Raw genomic sequence first — 19,049 nt, 5'->3', positions numbered from 1 at the left:
AGGGCCATACCGGGCCGTAAGCTCCCAGCATGCAGGTGATCCAGTCGACCAAGCTCACCAACGTCTGTTACGAGATCCGGGGCCCGGTGCTCGAGGAGGCGATGCGGCTGGAAGCTGCCGGTCACCGCATCCTCAAGCTGAACACGGGCAACCCGGCGGCGTTCGGCTTCGAGTGCCCGCCCGAGATCCTCGAGGACATCCTCCGCAACGTGTCGTCGGCGCACGGCTACGGAGACGCGAAGGGCCTGCTGGCCGCGCGCCGTGCCGTCGTCATGCACAACCAGACGCTCGGCATCGAGACCGACGTCGAGCACGTCTTCATCGGCAACGGCGTGTCCGAGCTGATCGTGATGGCGATGCAGGGCCTGCTGGACGACGGCGACGAGGTGCTGGTCCCCGCGCCGGACTACCCGCTGTGGACGGCGGCCGTCTCCCTCTCCGGCGGCACGGCGGTGCACTACCGCTGCGACGAGCAGTCCGACTGGATGCCCGACCTGGCCGACGTGGAGCGCAAGGTCACCGACCGCACCAAGGCCCTCGTCATCATCAACCCGAACAACCCGACCGGCGCGGTCTACGACGAGGCGGTCGTCAAGGGCCTGACCGACATCGCCCGCCGCCACAACCTGCTGGTCTGCTCGGACGAGATCTACGACAAGATCCTCTACGACGACGCGGAGCACGTCCCGACCGCATCCATCGCCCCCGACTTGCTCACCCTCACCTTCAACGGCATGTCGAAGGCGTACCGGGTGGCCGGCTACCGGGTGGGCTGGATGTCGATCTCCGGTCCGCGCGCCCACGCCGACTCCTACATCGAGGGCCTGACGGTCCTGGCGAACATGCGCCTGTGCGCGAACATGCCGGGCCAGCACGGCGTGGTCGCCGCGCTCAGCGGCCGCCAGACGATCAACGACCTGGTCCTGCCGGGCGGGCGGCTGCGCGAGCAGCGGGACGTGGCGTACGAGCTGCTCACCCAGATCCCGGGCGTGAGCTGCGTGAAGCCGAAGGGCGCGCTGTACCTGTTCCCGCGCCTGGACCCCGAGGTCTTCAAGATCAAGGACGACCGGCGGATGGTGCTGGACCTGCTGCGCAGCGAAAAGATCATGGTCGTGCAGGGCACCGGCTTCAACTGGCCGGAGCAGGACCACTTCCGCGTGGTCACGCTGCCCTCGGTCACGGACCTGCGGGACGCGGTCGGCCGCATCGCCCGCTTCCTCGACGGCTACAGCCAGCACTGAGGGCTGATCACTTCCGAGCACGGCTCAACTTTAGACAGAATCTAAGCTAGGATGGCTTCCTGTCAGCACCCAGGAGGCCATCCATGTACGAACCGATCCGCTCGAAGTCGGTCCACAGCACGATGGCCGGCCCTGACGACTTCCCCCACAGGTCCCGCGAGGAGGAGCTGGACATCCAGCTCGCGGGCCATCTCGCCGCGCTGCTCGCCGTCACCGACGAGCTGCGGGTGGCGGCGCCCTCGGCCGATCTGGACACCGCGGCCGAGCGGCTCACCCAGGAGATCACCCGCCTGCGGGGAGGACGTACGCCGGCCCGTGCGACCACGTCCACGCGCGGCCGCGAGCCGGACGCGACGGCCCTGCACCGGAAGGCGCACGCGCTCGCCGGGCGCGCCCTGGTCGTCGCCGCGTCCCGCGCGGACACGGCGGCGGCGATCCTGGCCGCCGAGCGGATGGACGCGCACACCGCGGCTCTGAAGCCGCGCCCGCTCGCGTCCTCCGCGCACTGAGCCCCCTCACCGGGCTCCCCTCCACGGCCCCGGTCCGCGCGCACCCGCAGCGACGCGCGGACCGGGCGCCCCTCATCCCGGCGCTCAGCCGAGCAGCACCGTGGTGATCACGCATGTGTTAGGAAACGCGTGACTGTTACACCTTCCACGCGTCGAAGGGTCTCCACGCAATGGGGTCGTCCCCGCAACCGTTCAGAGGTGAACAGCCGTACAGCGCGTCCAGTTGGCTGGTCGGTTGGGCGGGCGTCGGCCAACCTCGGAAGTCTCGTGGTCGCATCGACGGTCACGGCCGCCGTGTCGACGTCCGTGTGGGCTTTGGGCCGGCGTCGGCTGCTGACGCCGGGGCCCCGTGGGGGCCGGCGCTTCTCCGCTTCGCAGTCTCGCTGTGCCTTGTACTCACCGGTGCGCTGGTCGCGGGGTGTGGCACGGATGCCGGTTCGACGCCGGAACAGGACGTCCGGCGGGACGCGAAGGTCATCCGGCAGTACTTTCCCGAACTGGGGGCTTTCGAAGAGGTCGTGTGGACGGGTGAGCTGTTGGGTGACGCCAGGGCCGCGGTGCCTGGGCCCTCGGACTTCCGGGTCTCCGGGATGGTCCGGCTGACCGCGTCCGACGCCCGGCGGCTGCGGAGCGAGTACACCTGGCGGGATGCGCCCGGAGGTCCAGCCGTACTGGCCGGCATCCGACCGCACGTTCCCGGCCAGGCGGACTGGAAGACCAGTGAGGACTTCACCGCGACCGTCACCGAAGGTCGTTACGCCGGGACCTTCCACGTCGACTTCCGGAAGAACGCTCTCGTGTTCGATGCGACGAATCCCCGGAAGAAGGTGTGAGTGGCGTCCTTCATCCGAGCGTGAGCATCGCCTCGGTGACCGCGTCGACCGCCGTATCGGGGATCGCCGAGGCGGCCTCCTCGAGGACGAGCAGCCGCGCCCCGGGGATCTCGCGTGCGATCGCCTCGGCGTTGCCGACGGGGAAGAACCGGTCGCGGCGGCCGTGGACGACGAGCGTGGGGACCTTGATCTCGGGCAGGCGCTCGCGCCAGCGGGGTGCGCAGTCCAGCTTGGAGAACACCATGCCCAGCTGGTTGGCCATCTGGACCGCGGGTGCCGTGCCGGGCGTGCGGTCCCAGATGCGCGCGGCGACCGCGCGTGCGGCGACGGGGTCGTCGCCGAGGATCTCCGCACCGGCGGCGGCGAAGTCCGCGACCGCCTCGCGGTCGCTCCAGTCGGGCATGGCGTGCCCGAACAGCCGGCCCATCGTCGCCTGGTCGTGGTCGGGGAGGTCGTCGTCGGGTGGGCCGGGCGCGACCGCGCGGGTGCCGGCCAGCGTGAGCGCCGAGAAGGCGTCCGGGTGGTCGAGCGCGGCGACCTGGGCGACCATCCCGCCGACGCCGATCCCCGCGAGGTGCGCGGGCCGGCCGCCGAGCGCGTCGGTGAGGGCCGCCGCGTCGGCGGCGAGGTCGCGCAGGGTGTAGGCGGGAGCCTCCGGGTCGAGCGTCGTCGACGCGCCGCTGTCCCGCAGGTCGTAGCGCACGACACGGCGCCCGCCGACGGCGAGGCGCTCGCACAGCGCGTCGGGCCAGGAGAGCATCGTCGTCCCGCCCGCGAGCAGGAGGAGCGGCGCGTCGTCGTCACCGAACGACTCGACGCCCAAGGTGACCCCGTTGGCATGGACGGTGGTGGTGTGACCAGTCATGACAGAGCAGACTCCGTCCGCCGCCCGAACTCATCGCTCACGCGCCGGACGATCGGAGCACCGTCCGGCCGCTGCCCCGCTCCATGTCAGTGGGCGGCCCTAGGATCACGCCGGATCACGCGGGATCCATGACGGAGGGGGACGACCGTGGGTGCCGGTGGTGCCCGTCGCTTCTCCGTCCTCGACAACCGACCTTCCGGAGAACACCGTTGTCCTCTATACATGACCTCGCGACCTGGGAGCCGTTGCTGCGGCTCGTGCGGGCCTCCCACGAGGAGCGGCTTGCCGCGCCAGGTGGTTACCTGACGGGTCGGATCAGCCTCGGCAGCTGGAGCGTGCCGGTGCAGCGACCGCGCCTTGTGCCGGGGCGTGCTTCCCAGGTGGAGGACATGCAGGACGAGTTCACCGCCGTGGAGCGGGTGCAGGAAGCGCTTCGGGCCGACGGCGCGAGCGGTGTCTCGTTCATGGTGGAGACGGCGTCGGACGGCGGGACCCTGCTCCATGTCGTCGAGTCCGGCCCCGCCGTGGAGACCGGCTTCATGAGCCCTTTCGTGGGTGCCCTGCTCCTGGTCGAGGGTGCCGTTCCCGAGCCCTGGCGGCGCCTGCCCGAGGAGGTGCCGGGCGCTGCGTCGGCGCTGTCGGCGGATGCGGCACTGCTGGAGCGGACCCTGCGCGAGCGGCTTCCCGACGCCATCGGGGCCACCGAGGAGGAGATCACCGAAGCGGAAGCACGGCTCGGCGTCCCGCTGCCCGACGAGCTCAAGGCGCTCTACCGCGTCACCCGCGCACGGTGGCAGGACTGGGGCGACGACGATGAGGCGGAACAGCGCGTCGCCGACGCCGTCGGTTGTGAGCTCTTCTCCCTCGACGAGCTCTACATCGCGGACGCGGCCTCACGTCCCTGCCCTTGGCAGTTCGCTGCCGACGACGCCGTCGTCACCGCTCCGGACGCCGCCGTGCAGGGCCTCGTCGGCTCGCCCGGCTGGATCGTCTTCGGCGACAACGGCGGCGGCGACCGGCTGGCCGTCGACCTGACGCCGGGCCCTGGCGGACACAAGGGGCAAGTCATCGTCATCGACCACGAGCGGACCATCGGCGCCGGACTGCGCGCCGACTCGCTCACCCGCATGGTGATCGACCTCCCCGACGGCTGGCACCAGAACCGCGACGCGGACGGCCCGCCGGTGGTGGCCCGGGTGAACACGCATTACCTGGACAGTGTGGAGGCCGCCGCCCATCCCGAGCTGGAGGTGCTCTGCGTTGGCTGGCGGAAGGGCGAGCCACTCAGCCTCGCCCCGGTCGTCGGGCTTCCCCGCCTGCGGACCCTCACCGCCATTCCGGGTGCGCTCGCCGATCCCCTGGAGATCGCCGGGCTGACGGGTCTGGAGTACCTGAGTCTCGGACCCGAGGAGTGGCGCGTCCTGCTCGACGCCGGTGCCGTGCCCCGGAGCCTGTCGGCGGCCGGTATCGAGGTGCAGGGCGAACAGCCCCCGCTGCCGATCCTCGACCTCGCCAACGAGCTTCTCGCCCTGTGGGGCCGCCCCCTCATCGGCCGGACCGTTCTGGACGCCGGCCGGTGAGCCAGGACGGACTGGAGGAGGAGCGGGCGGCGCTCGCCGGGTACGGGATCGAGATCGGTACGGAGCCCTTGCACCGGCCGGCCCGGAACTCGGTCGGCGGGTGGCCCTACTTCGACGACGGCCAGGAGTGGCCGCGCTGCTTCTGCGGCGAGCGGATGGCGCTGTTCTTCCAACTGGATGTGCCCGAGGACGTCGAGTTCTTCGGCGGAGAACACCTCTCGGTCTTCCACTGCGCGCACCACAACGAGGCGTCCGACCCGGTCACGGCCGACGACCGCCTCGTGCCCCGGTGCGCGTGCGGGTCGGAGTTGGCGTTCGTCTGCCACCAGCTGGCCTGCCCGCAGCGGTGCGACGCGGCGGCCGTCTTCTCGGTGAACCAGAACTGACTTCGGATCACTTGAGGGAAGTGACGAACGACGTCCAGGCCTGGGCCGTGACGGTGAGGACCGGGCCGTGGGGGACCTTGGAGTCGCGGACGGGGACGACGGCGGTGTGGGCGTCGCAGACTTCGAGGCAGTCGCCGCCGCTGCCGTTGCTGTAGGTGCTCTTGCGCCAGCGGGCCACGCCGGGGAGCGCTTCGGCTACCTCGACGCAGTTGCCGCCATCGCCGTTGCTGTAGCTGCTCTTGCGCCAGGCAGCTGTACTCAAGTCAATCGCGTAGCTCGCCATTTCGGTCATCCTCAGCCGCTTGCTCGATCAGGGCGAGGGACGCCTCCGGAGGCAGTGCGGCGGCCCTGAGCCGATCGTAGGCCTTGCGGTACTGCTTCACGAGGCCCGGATCGTCAATGGTGTCACCGCTGTACTGGGCCTCCGTGTAGATCAGAGGTGGCGCATCGGAGAAGGTCATGACCATGGCCGTGCCCAGCATGAGAGGGTGCGGCCCGCAGTTCCACGGAAGGATCTGGGAAACGATCCGGTGGCGCCGCGCCAGTTCCGTCACGCGCTCCAATTGTTCGGCGTGCTGCTCCGGGGGCAGGATCGGCTGGCGCAGCAGCGACTCCGGCAGGATCACCCAGTACTCCGGCGTCTTGTGGTTGTCCTCGAAGAGCTGAGCCCGCGCCAGCCGTGCAGACACCTTCTCCTCAACTTCCTCGTCGGGCGCCAGGGGATGCGCCGACCGCGTCACCGCCCGCGCATACGCCTCCGTCTGCAACAACCCCGGAATCAGCGTCGGACACCACTCCTCGATGGTCTCCGCGTGCTTCTCCGCCTCCAGCACCCGCTCGAAATAGCTCGCGTGCCCCCGCCGCTTCGCCCGCCGCACGTCCTCGCACCGGCGCCGGAAGAAGCCGTCCGTGCCGAGCACCTTGTCCACGTGCTCGGCCAGTTCCGCCGGCATCCGGCGCGTCCCCCGCTCGATCTCGCTGAGGTGGCTCGGGCCGTAGAAGCTGCCCTCGACCAACTGCTGGAGGGTGAGCCCCGCTTCCTCCCGCTTCCAGCGCAGTTCGCTGCCGTAGAAGGTCGGGACGCCCGTCGAGCCGTCGATGTCCTTGCGCTGCCCCATCGTTCACCGTCCATGGGTTGCCGTTACCGCCCGCTCCCCCTTCCCGCACCGCATACGTGCAGTTCAGGGCCGGGATGCCGAAGGTCTGTCACGCTACGCCGACCGGCGGCACAGTGTGAGCGGTTCGTCACACAGCGCACTGGAAGGTGTGAACCCCCATGCACAGCCCCACCGAAGCCGACGCCTGCGCCGAGGAGTTGCGGGCGGCGCTCGCCGCGCACGGCAAGCGAGAGGCCACGACACTGGAACTGCTCGCGACACCCGCCGAGGTGTCCGGCGTACGGCGTGCCCTGCGCGCGTACGGCGCCGACGTCCAGCTCTGCGCGAGCGAGCTCGTCACGAACGTGGTCCAGCACCTCGGGGAGGGCGTCCCCGTCACCGTCCGGGTGTGGTGCGACGACGGCGGGCGCACGCGCCTGGAGGTGAGCGATCCCGACCCGCGTGCGCTGCCCGTCCTGCGGGCGTCGGTGGGCGTCGACGAGGAGTCGGGGCGGGGGCTGGCGCTGCTGGACGCGCTGGCGGCCAGGTGGGGCGTGGCACACGGGCCCGGCCGCGGCAAGACCGTGTGGTGCGAGCTGGAGGCGGGTCCGGGCGGCGGCGCGGTGCCCGTGGTGCCCGTGGTGTCCGCCGGAGGGCCCGGACGTACGGCTACCGCGGGCCGCGACCCGCGGTAGCCGTTCCTCATGCCGTACAGGCGGGGCGTCAGCCGCCCAGAACCGAGCCGAACTCGGCGTCCGGGGCGGTGAGGCCGACGTCCTGCGCGCTGAACGAGGTCGCGCCGGCCGTGGTCAGGCCGGCCGCCGAGCCGCGCAGCACCCAGTCGGCGCCGTCGCGCACCGATCCGGCGAGGACGTCCTCGCCCTTCGCCGCGATCGTGACGTCCGCCATGCCGTCGCCGTCGAGGTCGGTGAGGTTCACGGCGGAGCCGAACCAGTCGTCCGCCTCCGCCGTGCCGGGCACGCCGTCGGTGTCCTGGTGGACCACCTGGGCGTCGGTTTCGGTGAGGCCGGTGGCCGAGCCCCGCAGCAGGACCGCCGCGCCGGTCCCGGGCACGCCGCGGACCGTCGCGCCGGGCGCTCCGGCCACCACGTCGGCGTAGCCGTCGCCCGTGACGTCGCCGACCGCGACGGACGCGCCGACGTTGTCACCGGCCCGGCCGCCGCCCGGGGCGTCGAGCGTGGCGGTGCGGTGGGCGCCGAGCGCGTCCGCGCTGCCGTAGCGGACGTGGACGAAGCCCGCCGCGTCCGAGTACTCGCCCGTGGTGGTCGCCGACGCGGGGACGTGGCCGGTGACGAGGTCGGCGTAACCGTCGCCGTCGACGTCGCCGGCGGCCGTCGAGACGGTGGGCGCCTCGTTCGTACCGGAGACGTCGCCGCCCGGGTCCGGCAGCCAGGCCTCCTGCAGCCCGCTCTCGCTCCACGTGTAGACGGCGGTGTGCTGGCAGCCGCCCGTCGTCCCCTCGCAGTTCTCGCCGCCGGTGACGACGAGCTGGGCGCGTCCGGCGCCGGTGAAGTCGGCGGTGGTGAGGGTGCGCGGCTGTATGTAGGCGTTGTAGTTGGAGAAGCGCGCCACGTCGGTGGGCGCCGTGCGGCCCGCCAGGTCGTCGTACGCCCACAGGTTGGTGCGGCTGAGCGTGGCGATCTGCGGGACGCCGTCGCCGTCCAGGTCGGCGACGACGACCTTCTTGCCGTAGTCGTCCTCGGACATCCACTCGTTGGTGGCGTACGGGCTCACCATCGAGATGCCGTCGCCGGTCAGGCCGCTCGGGCCGCCCCACAGCACGGTGAGCGTGCCGTAGCCGCCGCTGTAGCGCACCGCTTCGCCGGGCGCGCCGATGACGAGATCGGCGTAACCATCGGCGTCGAGGTCGCCACTGGCGTGCGTGGCCCCGAACAGGGAGTGCGAGCCGGCGTCCCCGGGGACGCCCGCGGAGTTCTGGGTGAAGGTGGCCGAGCGGTCGGGCGAGACGCCGTCCGCGGAGCCGTACAGGACGGTGACCGAACCGGCGTCGACGCGACCGTCGACGGGCGCGTGGGGTGTGGCCACGACGAGGTCGGCGACGCCGTCGCCGTTGAAGTCGTCGGGCACGGAGGTGGCCGCGCTCGCCGTGGGGGCGAGGGTGAGGGAGAGGCCCGCGGCCGCCGTGGCGACGGCCAGGGCGGCGGCCAGGGTGCGTGTGCGCAAGAGTGCTCCAGTCTTGAGGGACAGAGGTGAGGCGTGGGGGGCCGGTGCCGGCGGGACGGCCCCGGTGCACGGCCGGTCAGCCCGCGGTCCGCCGGGACCGGCCGTGCAGGGTCAGGTAGAAGGTGCGCAGCGACTCGCGCCGGCTGCCCGCCTCGAAGCAGTTGCGGACCTTGCCGAGAGGGCTCCACACCCGCCCGTCCGGCATCCGCACGCCGACCGGCTGCACGAAGTAGGCCCGCTGGTCGGCGTCGAAGTCGACCCAGGTCGCGCCGGCCCGGCGGACCAGCACCTCTCCCACGTACGCCCCGAGCCCCGCCAGCACACCGCTCACCCGGGCCTCGTCCGCTCCGTGCTTGCGCAGTCCGTCGATCAGGAAGTCGACGAGGCGGAGGCTGGCTTCGGAGTAGTCCAGGGGGAGCCGGTTGCCGGCGGTGGCCTGTCCGACGAAGGCAGCGGCACGCGCCCGCATCTCCTCCGCGTGCATCAGCTGTTCGCCCACGTCGCTCACGGGACCACTCCGTTCCGCCGGGATTCGGGGAGAACGTTCGCCCGTTCCCCACGAAGCCCAGCGGATCCGCTCCCGGAAGCGTCACCACTCACGGACGTGCGCAGTGCCACAAGGGCTCGCGCGCCCCCGCAGAGCGACGTGTGCCGGGCGCCCCCTCACGTCCCGGCTCAAGGTGTGAGCACCACCCGGCCGAACACCTCCCCCGCGTCCATCGCGCGGTGGGCGTCCGCCGCCCGGTCCAGCGGCAGCACGTCGTGCACGACGGTCCGCAGCTCCCCGCGCGCGGCCGCGGCGAACTGTTCCGCGCGGACAGCCTGACGGTCGGGGCCGGGCACGGTGTCGGCGCTGAACGTGGCGAACGTCAGGGACTTGCGGAAGCCGTGCACCAGCCGCATGCCGAAGTCCTCCGGCGGCTGCCCGCCGACGACGCCGACCAGCACGTACCGCCCGTCGGCGTGCAGCGCGTCCAGGGCGTCCGGCAGTCCGGGCCCGCCGACGACGTCGATCACGACGTCGAAGCCGGTCGGCGCGTCCGGGGCGCCGCTCCTGCCGGAGCGGTCCAGCACATGGGTCGCGCCCAGCTCCCGCAGCCGGGCGCCCCGCTCCTCGGACGAGGTGGTGACCGCCACGGCGCCCGCGCCGCTCCGGGCCGCGAGCTGGACCGCCGTGATCCCGATACTGCCCGCCGCCCCGCGCACGAGCACGGTCTCGCCGGGCACGAAGTGAGCCTTGCGCAGGGCGAAGTGGGCGACGGCCCCGGAGCCGCCCAGAGTCACCGCGTCCGCCCCGCTCAGCCCGTCGGGCAGCGCGAGGACGTCCTCGACGCGGGCGACGGCCTGCTCGGCGTACCCGCCGGACAGGCCGGTGAACGCCCACACCCGCCGCCCGGTCCAGGAGGAGTCCACGCCCTCCCCCACGGCCGTGACGGTCCCCGCGACCTCACTGCCGAGGAGGTGCCCCTCGCGGAAGCCGTGGGCGGCGAGGGCGCCCCGGCGGATCACGGCGTCCACGCCGCCCACCCCGATCGCCTCGGTGGCGACGACCACCTGCCCCGGTCCAGGAACGGGCGCGGGAAGGTCGACGACCTCCAGCCCTGCGGGCGCTCCGAACGCGCGGATCACCACGGCTTTCATCTCTGCTCCTTAAGGTCGGTGGCAGTACCGCCGTCGGAACGTAACGGACGCCCCCGTCCGCTCGACCGAAGTGAGAGACGATGACCACCGAAGTGCCTCACCCCGTCCGTTCCGACGCCCGCGACAACCGCGCCCGCATCCTGGAGGCGGCGCGCACCGTGTTCGGCGAGGAGGGCCTGGGCGCGCCGATGCGGGAGGTCGCGCGGCGTGCGGGGGTCGGCCCCGCCACGCTGTACCGGCACTTCCCGGCCAAGCGGGACCTGCTGGCGGAGACCTTCGCGGAGCAGCGGCGCGCATGCCACGCGGCCGTCCGGGACGCGCTCGCGGACCCGGACCCGTGGCACGGCTTCCGCACCTTGATCGAGCGGATCTGCGAACTGCACGCCCTAAGCCGGGGCTTCGCGGACGCGTTCATGACGGCGTTCCCGGAGGCGATGGACTTCGCGGCGGACCGGGAGCGTACGCTGCGCGCGGTGGCCGAGCTGGCGCGCGGCGCACGGGAGACGGGCCGGCTCCGGCCGGACTTCGTCGTCGACGACCTGGTGCTGGTCCTGATGGCCCACCGGGGACTCCAGGACACGCCGCGCGAGACGAGGGCCGCCGCCTCCCGCCGCTACGCGGCCTATGTCATCGAGGCGTTCCGCGCACCGGAGGCGGTCACACCTCTCCCCCCGGCGGCGCGCCTCGCGGGTCCCCTCACTCGTACGACACAACGGTGAGCCCGTAGCCGGTGCTGGTGAAGTCGACCCACAGATACATGTCGCCCTTCACGAAGCTGAGTTCGCCGGGCTCGGCTTCCGGGTCCGGGCGCCAGCCGTCCTGTCGCGCCGCCGCCCGGTAGTGCGCCGCCACCTCGGCGCGGGTGCCGGGGAAGGCGTAGGTCCGCGTGGTCGACACCACGACGTCCCCGCTGTCCGCGGAGCAGTGCGGTGCGTCCTCCTCGGACCCCCGGGTGAGGGTCGCCCGGTCGGGCCGGGAGTCCAGGATGCCGAGGGCCCCCACCTCCGTGACCCGGGCCTCGGTCCCGTCACAGTCGCGGGTGAGCTCCATCAGCGAGCAGCCGGTGAGGGCCGAGGCCATGAGCACGGTGGCCAGGATCCGGCTCATCGTGCGGGTACGGGCGGTCTTCACGGACACGTGGGGCTCCCGGGGCGGTCGTTGCGAGGCTTCCGGAGAGGTACGACCTGCCGGCGCCGCCCAGGGTTGCGGACGTTCCGCCGACAGTTCGGCGAGCGCCGAAGCGTCCGGACCGTAGCGTGCCGAGTCCCGCGCGGGAGTGGCTCGCGCTCGTGACCTGGAGGTTCCCCGTGCCAGAGACGGATCCGAAGCAGCGGCTCGCCGAGCGGTTCCGGGAGGTCAACGGGGACCATCCGATGACCGACGCGGACGACGCCTACGTCAGCGCGCAGTTCGTCGTCCTGGAGGAGCTGTGCGCGGTACGGGGCCGCGACGCCGACGAGGTGCGTCGGCTGATGCTGGACGGGCGTCTCCCGCTTCCGGGATATCTGCGGTCCGACGGTGCCGAGATGGTGCCGGCCGACCTGTTCGCGCTCGCCGACGAGGCCGGCGGCGTGGACCTGCTCGAGGCGTGGTTCACCGCTCACTGGGCCGACCCGGTCGCCGGGAAGGCGGAGTGGGACGCGTATCTCAGCGGTCAGTACGTGTGCCTGCACTCGGTGACCCCGGCCGCCATCCGGCGGAAGGACCGGCTGACGGCTGCGATCGGCGCCGCGGTGGACGAGCCGGACGCCGGTTCGGTGCGGTGGTCCGAGCGGCTGCACGCCCTGGTCGACGAGCTCGACGCCCTGGAACCGGCGTTCACGGCCTACGACCGTCTCCGCTTCGGCGGACCCACGTCCCGCGACATCTGCATCGACGCCGTGCGCGCGCGTTTCCCGCGTCAGTGGGCTGCGGTGGGCGGCGGCCCCGGGGAGCTGATACCCGTGGCCACGGCCGTGACGGGCGAGGCGGTCTTCCTGTGTGTTCCCGAGGGCCCTTCGTCGCCCTGGCGCGTCGTGGTCCGGGAGTTCGAGGAATTCTTGCCCTAGCGGCGGCCCCGCCTGCTAGGTTCGGTGCCGTTGTGCGTTCCCGCATACCGAGGAGGTGAGTCCGATCCACGCTGTGACAGGTCGGGGCTCCCTCCCGTGCGCGGCTTAGGGAGTGCCCGCAGAGGCATCCCGAAAGGCTTGCAACGCCATGCGCTTCACCTCTCGCACGTCGTCCGACGGCGTGTCCGAGCAGCTCTTCACCCTCGGTGAGATCCCCGGTGTGCTGTGGACGCCGGAAGGCGCCACCGGTACGCGTCCCCTGATTCTGATCGGGCACGGCGGCGGCCAGCACAAGAAGGCCCCTGGCGTCCTGTTCCGCGCCCGTCGCTTTGTGGCCGACCGCGGTTTCGCGGTGGTGGCGGTCGATGTGCCCGCCCACGGCGACCGGCCGAAGGACGAAGGGCTGGACCGGATCGCGTCCGAGAACCGGGACCGCGTGGCGGCCGGTGAGGAACTGGCGCCGCTGATCGCCGAGTTCCAGGCACGCGTCGCCCGCCGGACCGTCCCGGAGTGGCGGGCGGTCCTGGACGCCGTCCAGGAGGCCGACCATGTCGGCCCCGGCCCGGTGGGCTACTGGGGCGTGTCGCTGGGCTGCGGGCTCGGCGTCCCCTTCGTCGCCGCCGAACCCCGGGTGCGTGCGGCGGTGCTGGGCCTGGGCGGGGCACTCGCCACGGCCGAGGCCGCCGCGCGGATCACCGTGCCGGTGGAGTTCCTGGTCCAGTGGGACGACGAACGGGTCCCGCGCTCCCAGAGCCTGGCCCTGTTCGACACCTTCGCCTCGGCCGAGAAGACCCTGCACGCCAACCCCGGCGCACACGCCGAGCTCCCGGCCCACGAACTGGACAGCAGCGTACGGTTCTTCACCCGGCACCTCACCTGACGACACCACAGCGCCCTCGGCACGACCCACGCCGCTCCACCCGGCCGCGCGTCCGCCGGAACGAAGCGCCGCCGCCCGATCCGAGCCGGTGTGCCCCGGGCCTCAGGAACCGTGGTACAGCCGGTGCAGGTCGACGAGGACGACCTCTCCCCGCTCCTCGGCCGCGCGCAGTTCGGGATCGAATCCGGCCCCGCTGTAGCAGGCGGGTCGGGCATGGGTGGTGTCCACGCCTCGCGCCTCCAGCAGCCCCAGCATGCGGCGCAGGCGTTGGAGGTGTCCGAGGTGCATGACCTTGTGCCACTTGGCTTCGCCGACGGACAGCAGGATGCCCTGGTCCTGGCCGATCGCTCCGTGTACCACGACATCGGCCTCGAGGGAGGTCCGGTTCACCGGGTCGGCGACGGTCCCGGAGGCGACCTGGATCGGCATGCCCCCGAAGGTCGCGGGGTCCGCGTGCCACTCCACCCACTCACGGCACAGCCGCTCGAAGTGCGGACCGACGACCTTGCTGAGGAACGTGGGCCGGCTGTGTTCCCACATCCTGGCCGCGCCTCGGCGGCGGCTGAGCGATGCCGTCTCGGGGCGGACGACGGCGTGGTGGAAGGTGATCAGCGGCTCCGCGACGTGGTAGGTGGTGCGGTTGGCGCGGAAGGCGTCGGGCTCGGCGGTCAGCAGACCGCAGTTCCTCAGGACGGACAGCGGCAGCGAGATGTCCGTGGCTCTGCGGCCCACCGCGCTCGCGATGCCGCCACTGGTCCGGTTGCCGCTCGCCACGGCGGCGAGCACCGAGTGATACAGGGACCGGTTGCGCAGGTCCGGCTCTGCGGCCAGCAGATACGGTGCCTCACCGTGGATGGGCCGGGCCGGGTTGAGTACGGTCCGGCAGACCCAGGCGTCGAAGTCGTCGGGGCCGTCCGGGACGTCGTCGTCGACGAACTCCCGTCGGTACGCGGGGGTGCCGCCGACGATGGCGTGGACGAGCACCGCGAGCCGCGGGTCCAGGATGCCCCAGAACTCGGCGGCCTCACGGAAGCCGAGGGAGTGGACCACGAGGTCGAGGCCTGCCCGGCCGTAGAGCGGGGAGGCGCCGGAGAGCAGTCCGCCCATGAAGGACATCGCGCTGCCGCACAGCAGGATCCGGGGCCGCTCCTTGCGGTGACGCTCGGAGCGCACCCCGAGGGCGGCCTGCAGCTGGGACGGCAGAGCGGGGGCGTTCCGCACGAGGTAGGGGAACTCGTCGATCACCACGGGCAACGGCCGGTCCGCCGCGAGCCCGAAGAGCAGCTCAAGGGCCTGGTCCCAGTTCGCCGGCCGGGGCGGGACGGCGGCTCCGGTGAAGCGTGCGACCGCCTCGCCCAACAGGTGCAGGGACTCGGTGGCCGATGCCTCGACCGCCGCGTAGTAGAAGCCGTCGGTGGCGTCCGCCAGCGCCTGAAGCAGGAAACTCTTGCCCTGCCGACGACGGCCCGACACGACGCCGAGCCGGGGCCCGGTGCCCTCGCTGGTCGCGAAGGCGGTCAGCTCACTCCACTCCCACTCCCGGTCGAACATGTCCGGCGGCCTCGGCAGACTGCGTGCGGTGTGGCGGACCACGGCACCTCCCCGTTCTTAGAGACGTACCTCTTAGAAGTACATCCCTAAGAACGAGGCCGGGCGCGATCCGTCACGCCCGCGTTGCCGAGAGGGGTACCCGACGGGTCAGCGCGTCACGTACACCACCGCCGACGCCGTCGCGCCCTCGTGCAGGTCGTCGCCCTGCCAGCTCACCCGGTAGGTGGTCTCCCACCGGGTGCGCGGGATGTCGTTGACGGTGAAGGTGCCGTCCGCGGCGACCGTCACCGACGACAGGGTGCCGGTGCCGAGCCGGTCGGTGCGCTCGACCTTCAGCACCGCCCGGTCCGGCAGCGCCTTGCCCTGGGCGGTGAAGGTGCCGGTGATCTCGACGCCGGTGCTCATCGAGGCCTCCGCCGGGGCGGTCAGCGCGATCGAGCTGGCGGCCTTGCCGACGGACACGGTGTGGGTGACGTCGGTGGCCGGGCGGTGGGTAAGGTCGCCGAGGTAGGAGACGGTGTAGGTGGCGTCGCCCACCAGGTCGGGCTCGTCGAGGACGGTGTAGGAGCCGTCCTCCCTGACGGTGAAGGTGCCCAGGTCACGGGTGCCGTTCGCGTCCGTGCGGGTCGCCGTGACCTTCATCGGCTCGGCGGGCGCCGGTCCGTCGTACTCCAGCCGGCCCCGCACCGACAGCGGCTCCCCCGCGACGGCCTGGGCGGGGCTGTGCGTCGGCGTCCCGTCGAGGCGGACGTCGTACTGGACGGCCGGGGGCTGGACGATGTGCAGCCAGTACTGGCCGCCGGAGGTGTTCGTGGTGACCGCGAACAGGCGGGAGCCGTCGGCCGACCACTCCATGCCGCGCGGGGCGACCCGGTCGCCGTCGAGGCTGCCCTCGAAGACGAACTCCAGCGGCGGCGTGGAGTCGGCGGGGTCGGCCGGCTGCACCAGCAGGTCCGGGGTCGAGCCGGTGGCCGAGGCGCCGCGCGCGATGTACTTCCCGTCGCCGCTGAAGGCGACCGCGCTGGCGGAGGCGCCGGACGGCAGCGCCCGGTAGCCGGCCGGCGCGTCGGACAGGTCGTCGGCGTTCAGCAGCCTGGTGCCGAAGGCCGCGTCGGCCACGGCGACCTTGGTGCCGTCCGCGGAGAACGCCATGTCTTTGAAGTCCAGGGCTCCCTTGCCCTCGCTGTCGGCGAAGCGGCGCGCGGCGTTGCGGACGAGGCTGTCACCGCTGGTGTCGAACACCGTGACGAAGGGGTTGGGCGCGCTCGCGGTGCGCGGCTGGCCCATGAGCATCCGGTTGCCGGGTCCGGACTCGAGCTGGAGGTCGCCGGAGTCGTTCCAGCCGGTGCGCTGGTAGGCGCCGTCGACGACGGCGTCCACGTAGGTGCTGGAGCCGGCGCACTCCCCCGGGTACTGCGCGTACGGCGTCGTGACGTACAGCTGGCCGCCGGAGTGGGCGAGATCGCGGCCGCACATGTCGGTGTAGGTGTTGGCGACGAAGGTCTGCTGGTAGGTGGTGGTGTCGATGGCGTCGATGCGGTCGCGCAGTCCGACGTACACCTTGCTGCCGTCGTCGCTGACCGCCAGGCCGGAGACGTGCTTCTGGTTGGTGGTGATCGTCGCCAGGCGCTCGCCCGTGAAGCTGTAGACGGCGACCGTGCCGGAGTTGTAGGCGTAGCCGGTGTTGCTGTCGGCGACGAAGACCTGCCGGTGGACGTTGTCGACGGCCAGTGCCGAGAACGAGGACATCGGCAGCTTGACCACGGCGTCGGAGGCCGCCGCATGCGCCGCGGGCGCGGCGGCGACGGTGAGCCCGGTCCCGGCGAGTGCGGCGGCGAGGACGGCGGCCGCGAGGCGTCCCGGACGGTGTGCTGTATTCAACTGTGCCCCCCACAGGCTGTGTTGAGGTCTCACGCATCAGGTGAGACACCCGTGGAGGACATGGAACAACCGTGAAGATCCAAGAAGCAAGGAGAACACGCGGGACGGGGCACGACATGGCGAGGGCCTGCCGTCGTCCCCTCCGCCGGGGCGGGTGGAGGGGAGGGCGGCAGGCCCAGGAGCCCGCACGCCGTTGTACGGGCCCCGCCGGTGTGTTCCGCGGCCGGCCGGATCGTGACGATCGCTGGTCAGGGCATCCTCATCCCGGCCGGCCGCGGGGTCCGTGCGGGCGGTCAGCCCAGGCGCTTCACCAGCGCGTGGTACTGGTCCCACAGCTCCTTCGGGGTGTGGTCGCCGAAGGTGTTGAGGTGCTCGGGGACCAGGGCGGCCTCCTCGCGCCACACCTCCTTGTCCACGGTGAGCAGGAAGTCCAGGTCGCTGTCGGAGAGGCCGAGGCCGTCCGTGTCGAGGGCGTCCTTCGTCGGCAGGACGCCGATCGGGGTCTCGACGCCCTCCGCCGTGCCCGCCAGGCGCTCCACGATCCACTTCAGGACGCGGGAGTTCTCGCCGAAGCCGGGCCAGACGAAGCGGCCCTTGTCGTCCTTGCGGAACCAGTTGACGTAGTAGATCTTCGGCAGCTTGGACGGGTTCTTGTCCTTCGCCACGTCGATCCAGTGGGCCATGTAGTCGCCCATGTTGTAGCCGCAGAACGGCAGCATGGCGAACGGGTCGCGGCGCAGTTCGCCGACCTTGCCCTCGGCGGCGGCGGTCTTCTCGGAGGCCACGTTGGCGCCGAGGAAGACGCCGTGGTTCCAGTCGAAGGACTCCGTGACCAGCGGCACGGCCGTGGCGCGGCGCCCGCCGAAGAGGATCGCCGAGATCGGCACCCCCTTGGGGTCCTCCCACTCGGGCGCGATGATCGGGCACTGCGACGCGGGCACCGTGAAGCGGGCGTTGGGGTGGGCCGCCGGGGTCTCCGACTCCGGCGTCCAGTCGTTGCCCTTCCAGTCGGTGAGGTGGGCCGGGGTCTCCTCCGTCATGCCCTCCCACCACACGTCGCCGTCGTCGGTGAGGGCGACGTTGGTGAAGACCGCGTTGCCCCACAGGGTCTTCATGGCGTTGGCGTTGGTGTGCTCGCCGGTGCCGGGCGCGACGCCGAAGAAGCCGGCCTCGGGGTTGATCGCGTAGAGGCGGCCGTCCTCGCCGAAGCGCATCCAGGCGATGTCGTCGCCGATGGTCTCGACGGTCCAGCCGGAGATCGTCGGCTCCAGCATGGCGAGGTTGGTCTTGCCGCAGGCGGACGGGAAGGCCGCGGCGACGTACTTGCTCTCCCCCTGCGGCGGGGTGAGCTTGAGGATCAGCATGTGCTCGGCGAGCCAGCCCTCGTCGCGGGCCATGACGGACGCGATGCGCAGGGCGTAGCACTTCTTGCCGAGCAGGGCGTTGCCGCCGTAGCCGGAGCCGTAGGACCAGATCTCGCGGTCCTCGGGGAAGTGCGAGATGTACTTGGTCTGGTTGCAGGGCCAGGGGACGTCCTCCTGGCCGGGCTCCAGCGGGGCGCCGACGGAGTGCACGGCCTTGACGAAGAAGCCGTCGTCGCCGAGCTCGTCGAGGACGGGCTGCCCCATGCGGGTCATGGTGCGCATGGAGACGGCGACGTACGCGGAGTCGGTGATCTCCACGCCGAGCGCGGACAGCGGCGAGCCGAGCGGGCCCATGCAGAAGGGGACGACGTACATGGTGCGGCCGCGCATGGAGCCGCGGAAAACGCCCTTCTCGCCCTGGAAGATCTCCCGCATCTCGGCGGGCGCCTTCCAGTGGTTGGTCGGGCCGGCGTCCTCCTCCTTCTCGGAGCAGATGAACGTCCGGTCCTCGACCCGGGCGACGTCGGTCGGGTCGGAGGCGGCGTAGTAGGAGTTGGGGCGCTTGACCGGGTCGAGCCTGGTGAACGTGCCCTTGTCGACGAGCTCCCCGCACAGGCGCTCGTACTCGGCTTCCGAGCCGTCGCACCAGACCACGTTGTCCGGCTGCGTCAGCTCTGCGATCTCGTTGACCCAGGAGATCAGTCCCTGGTGGGTGGTGGGGACGCCGGGTTCCGCGATGTCGCGCGCCACGTTTGCTCCTAAATGAGGGGTTTTTGTGGTTGGAGGCCCCGTGGGGGCTGCGACCCGGATGCTGAAAGTGGTGACTTTGGCGCTCATCCGGTGTCGACCGCACTCATTTGATCATCCGACGTGTGCGCCCATCTGTCCAGAGGGCCGCACAGGTGAGCAACGTGACGCTGACCACGGTTGTCGTGCGGCTTTACGCGCACATTGAGTGAACGAAACCG

Annotated in this window: 18 protein-coding genes and 1 pseudogene; 9 read left to right on the top strand and 10 right to left on the bottom strand. The window is 71.8% G+C overall.

All coding sequences use genetic code 11. The annotated features are described in order from the left end of the window. The first annotated feature begins 29 nt into the window (after positions 1–29). From ACP7TJ_RS21130 to ACP7TJ_RS21120, 3 genes are all read left to right on the top strand, one after another. On the top strand, positions 30–1,241 hold the full coding sequence (locus ACP7TJ_RS21130) for a pyridoxal phosphate-dependent aminotransferase (protein WP_093766797.1): 1,212 nt from the start codon (positions 30–32) through the stop codon (positions 1,239–1,241). A gap of 83 nt (positions 1,242–1,324) precedes the next feature. After that, on the top strand, positions 1,325–1,750 hold the full coding sequence (locus ACP7TJ_RS21125) for a hypothetical protein (RefSeq protein WP_093766796.1): 426 nt from the start codon (positions 1,325–1,327) through the stop codon (positions 1,748–1,750). 308 nt (positions 1,751–2,058) lie between these two features. Then, positions 2,059–2,583 (top strand): hypothetical protein, encoded by a 525-nt coding sequence (locus ACP7TJ_RS21120; protein WP_427764596.1) that lies wholly within the window; start codon positions 2,059–2,061, stop codon positions 2,581–2,583. 10 nt (positions 2,584–2,593) lie between these two features. On the opposite strand, the gene ACP7TJ_RS21115 is transcribed toward ACP7TJ_RS21120, so the two are convergent. Continuing rightward, positions 2,594–3,448, bottom strand: coding sequence for an alpha/beta fold hydrolase (locus ACP7TJ_RS21115; protein ID WP_427764593.1), 855 nt, complete (start codon positions 3,446–3,448; stop codon positions 2,594–2,596). 209 nt (positions 3,449–3,657) lie between these two features. Between ACP7TJ_RS21115 and ACP7TJ_RS21110 the strand changes: the two genes are divergently transcribed. Beyond that, entirely contained in the window at positions 3,658–5,028 is a 1,371-nt protein-coding gene (locus tag ACP7TJ_RS21110; protein WP_427764590.1) for an SMI1/KNR4 family protein, read from the top strand. Then, positions 5,025–5,414 carry a hypothetical protein gene (locus ACP7TJ_RS21105; protein ID WP_427764587.1) on the top strand — a complete coding sequence of 130 codons (390 nt, stop codon included), beginning with the start codon at positions 5,025–5,027 and terminating at the stop codon, positions 5,412–5,414. Before ACP7TJ_RS21110 ends, ACP7TJ_RS21105 begins: the two co-directional genes overlap by 4 nt. Before the next feature lie 7 nt (positions 5,415–5,421). Here ACP7TJ_RS21105 and ACP7TJ_RS21100 read toward each other — a convergent pair whose 3' ends face one another. Together ACP7TJ_RS21100 and ACP7TJ_RS21095 are read right to left on the bottom strand one after the other, a co-directional pair. Further along, a complete protein-coding gene (locus ACP7TJ_RS21100; RefSeq protein WP_427764584.1) occupies positions 5,422–5,697 on the bottom strand; it encodes a DUF397 domain-containing protein in 276 nt (91 codons plus the stop codon). Continuing rightward, entirely contained in the window at positions 5,678–6,532 is an 855-nt protein-coding gene (locus ACP7TJ_RS21095) for a helix-turn-helix domain-containing protein (RefSeq protein ID WP_093766791.1), read from the bottom strand. Before ACP7TJ_RS21095 ends, ACP7TJ_RS21100 begins: the two co-directional genes overlap by 20 nt. Positions 6,533–6,690: 158 nt before the next feature. Between ACP7TJ_RS21095 and ACP7TJ_RS21090 the strand changes: the two genes are divergently transcribed. After that, complete coding sequence (locus tag ACP7TJ_RS21090) at positions 6,691–7,206, top strand: ATP-binding protein (protein WP_380866180.1); 516 nt, start codon at positions 6,691–6,693, stop codon at positions 7,204–7,206. A 28-nt stretch (positions 7,207–7,234) separates the two neighbouring features. Here ACP7TJ_RS21090 and ACP7TJ_RS21085 read toward each other — a convergent pair whose 3' ends face one another. From ACP7TJ_RS21085 to ACP7TJ_RS21075, 3 genes are all read right to left on the bottom strand, one after another. Continuing rightward, on the bottom strand, positions 7,235–8,716 hold the full coding sequence (locus ACP7TJ_RS21085) for an FG-GAP and VCBS repeat-containing protein (protein ID WP_427764580.1): 1,482 nt from the start codon (positions 8,714–8,716) through the stop codon (positions 7,235–7,237). Between the two features lie 76 nt (positions 8,717–8,792). Continuing rightward, positions 8,793–9,224, bottom strand: coding sequence for a hypothetical protein (locus ACP7TJ_RS21080; RefSeq protein ID WP_093766789.1), 432 nt, complete (start codon positions 9,222–9,224; stop codon positions 8,793–8,795). Positions 9,225–9,391: 167 nt separating this feature from the next. Beyond that, positions 9,392–10,357: a zinc-dependent alcohol dehydrogenase family protein gene (locus tag ACP7TJ_RS21075; RefSeq protein ID WP_427764577.1), complete on the bottom strand. Its 966-nt coding sequence runs from the start codon at positions 10,355–10,357 to the stop codon at positions 9,392–9,394. A gap of 80 nt (positions 10,358–10,437) precedes the next feature. Here ACP7TJ_RS21075 and ACP7TJ_RS21070 point away from each other — a divergent pair, with 80 nt between their 5' ends. Next, positions 10,438–11,076, top strand: a complete 639-nt coding sequence (locus ACP7TJ_RS21070; protein ID WP_427764574.1) for a TetR/AcrR family transcriptional regulator — start codon at positions 10,438–10,440, stop codon at positions 11,074–11,076. On the opposite strand, the gene ACP7TJ_RS21065 is transcribed toward ACP7TJ_RS21070, so the two are convergent. Then, a complete protein-coding gene (locus ACP7TJ_RS21065; RefSeq protein WP_367487639.1) occupies positions 11,054–11,494 on the bottom strand; it encodes a hypothetical protein in 441 nt (146 codons plus the stop codon). The two genes, ACP7TJ_RS21070 and ACP7TJ_RS21065, sit on opposite strands and share 23 nt — an antisense overlap. A gap of 170 nt (positions 11,495–11,664) precedes the next feature. Between ACP7TJ_RS21065 and ACP7TJ_RS21060 the strand changes: the two are divergent. Next, a pseudogene (locus ACP7TJ_RS21060) lies at positions 11,665–12,261 on the top strand (DUF6058 family natural product biosynthesis protein); the annotation flags it as partial. A gap of 292 nt (positions 12,262–12,553) precedes the next feature. Continuing rightward, positions 12,554–13,285: a dienelactone hydrolase family protein gene (locus ACP7TJ_RS21055; RefSeq protein ID WP_427764570.1), complete on the top strand. Its 732-nt coding sequence runs from the start codon at positions 12,554–12,556 to the stop codon at positions 13,283–13,285. A 102-nt stretch (positions 13,286–13,387) separates the two neighbouring features. Here ACP7TJ_RS21055 and ACP7TJ_RS21050 read toward each other — a convergent pair whose 3' ends face one another. From ACP7TJ_RS21050 to ACP7TJ_RS21040, 3 genes are all read right to left on the bottom strand, one after another. Beyond that, positions 13,388–14,878, bottom strand: coding sequence for an AAA family ATPase (locus ACP7TJ_RS21050; protein ID WP_380795091.1), 1,491 nt, complete (start codon positions 14,876–14,878; stop codon positions 13,388–13,390). A gap of 105 nt (positions 14,879–14,983) precedes the next feature. Next, positions 14,984–16,717 (bottom strand): Ig-like domain repeat protein, encoded by a 1,734-nt coding sequence (locus ACP7TJ_RS21045; RefSeq protein WP_427764566.1) that lies wholly within the window; start codon positions 16,715–16,717, stop codon positions 14,984–14,986. A 293-nt stretch (positions 16,718–17,010) separates the two neighbouring features. Further along, positions 17,011–18,831, bottom strand: coding sequence for a phosphoenolpyruvate carboxykinase (GTP) (locus tag ACP7TJ_RS21040; protein ID WP_387583328.1), 1,821 nt, complete (start codon positions 18,829–18,831; stop codon positions 17,011–17,013). Positions 18,832–19,049: the final 218 nt, after the last annotated feature.

This window comes from Streptomyces sp. DSM 41931 (assembly GCF_050271085.1).
GTDB lineage: Bacteria > Actinomycetota > Actinomycetes > Streptomycetales > Streptomycetaceae > Streptomyces > Streptomyces albogriseolus.
This window is presented reverse-complemented; position numbering and strand designations above follow the sequence as displayed.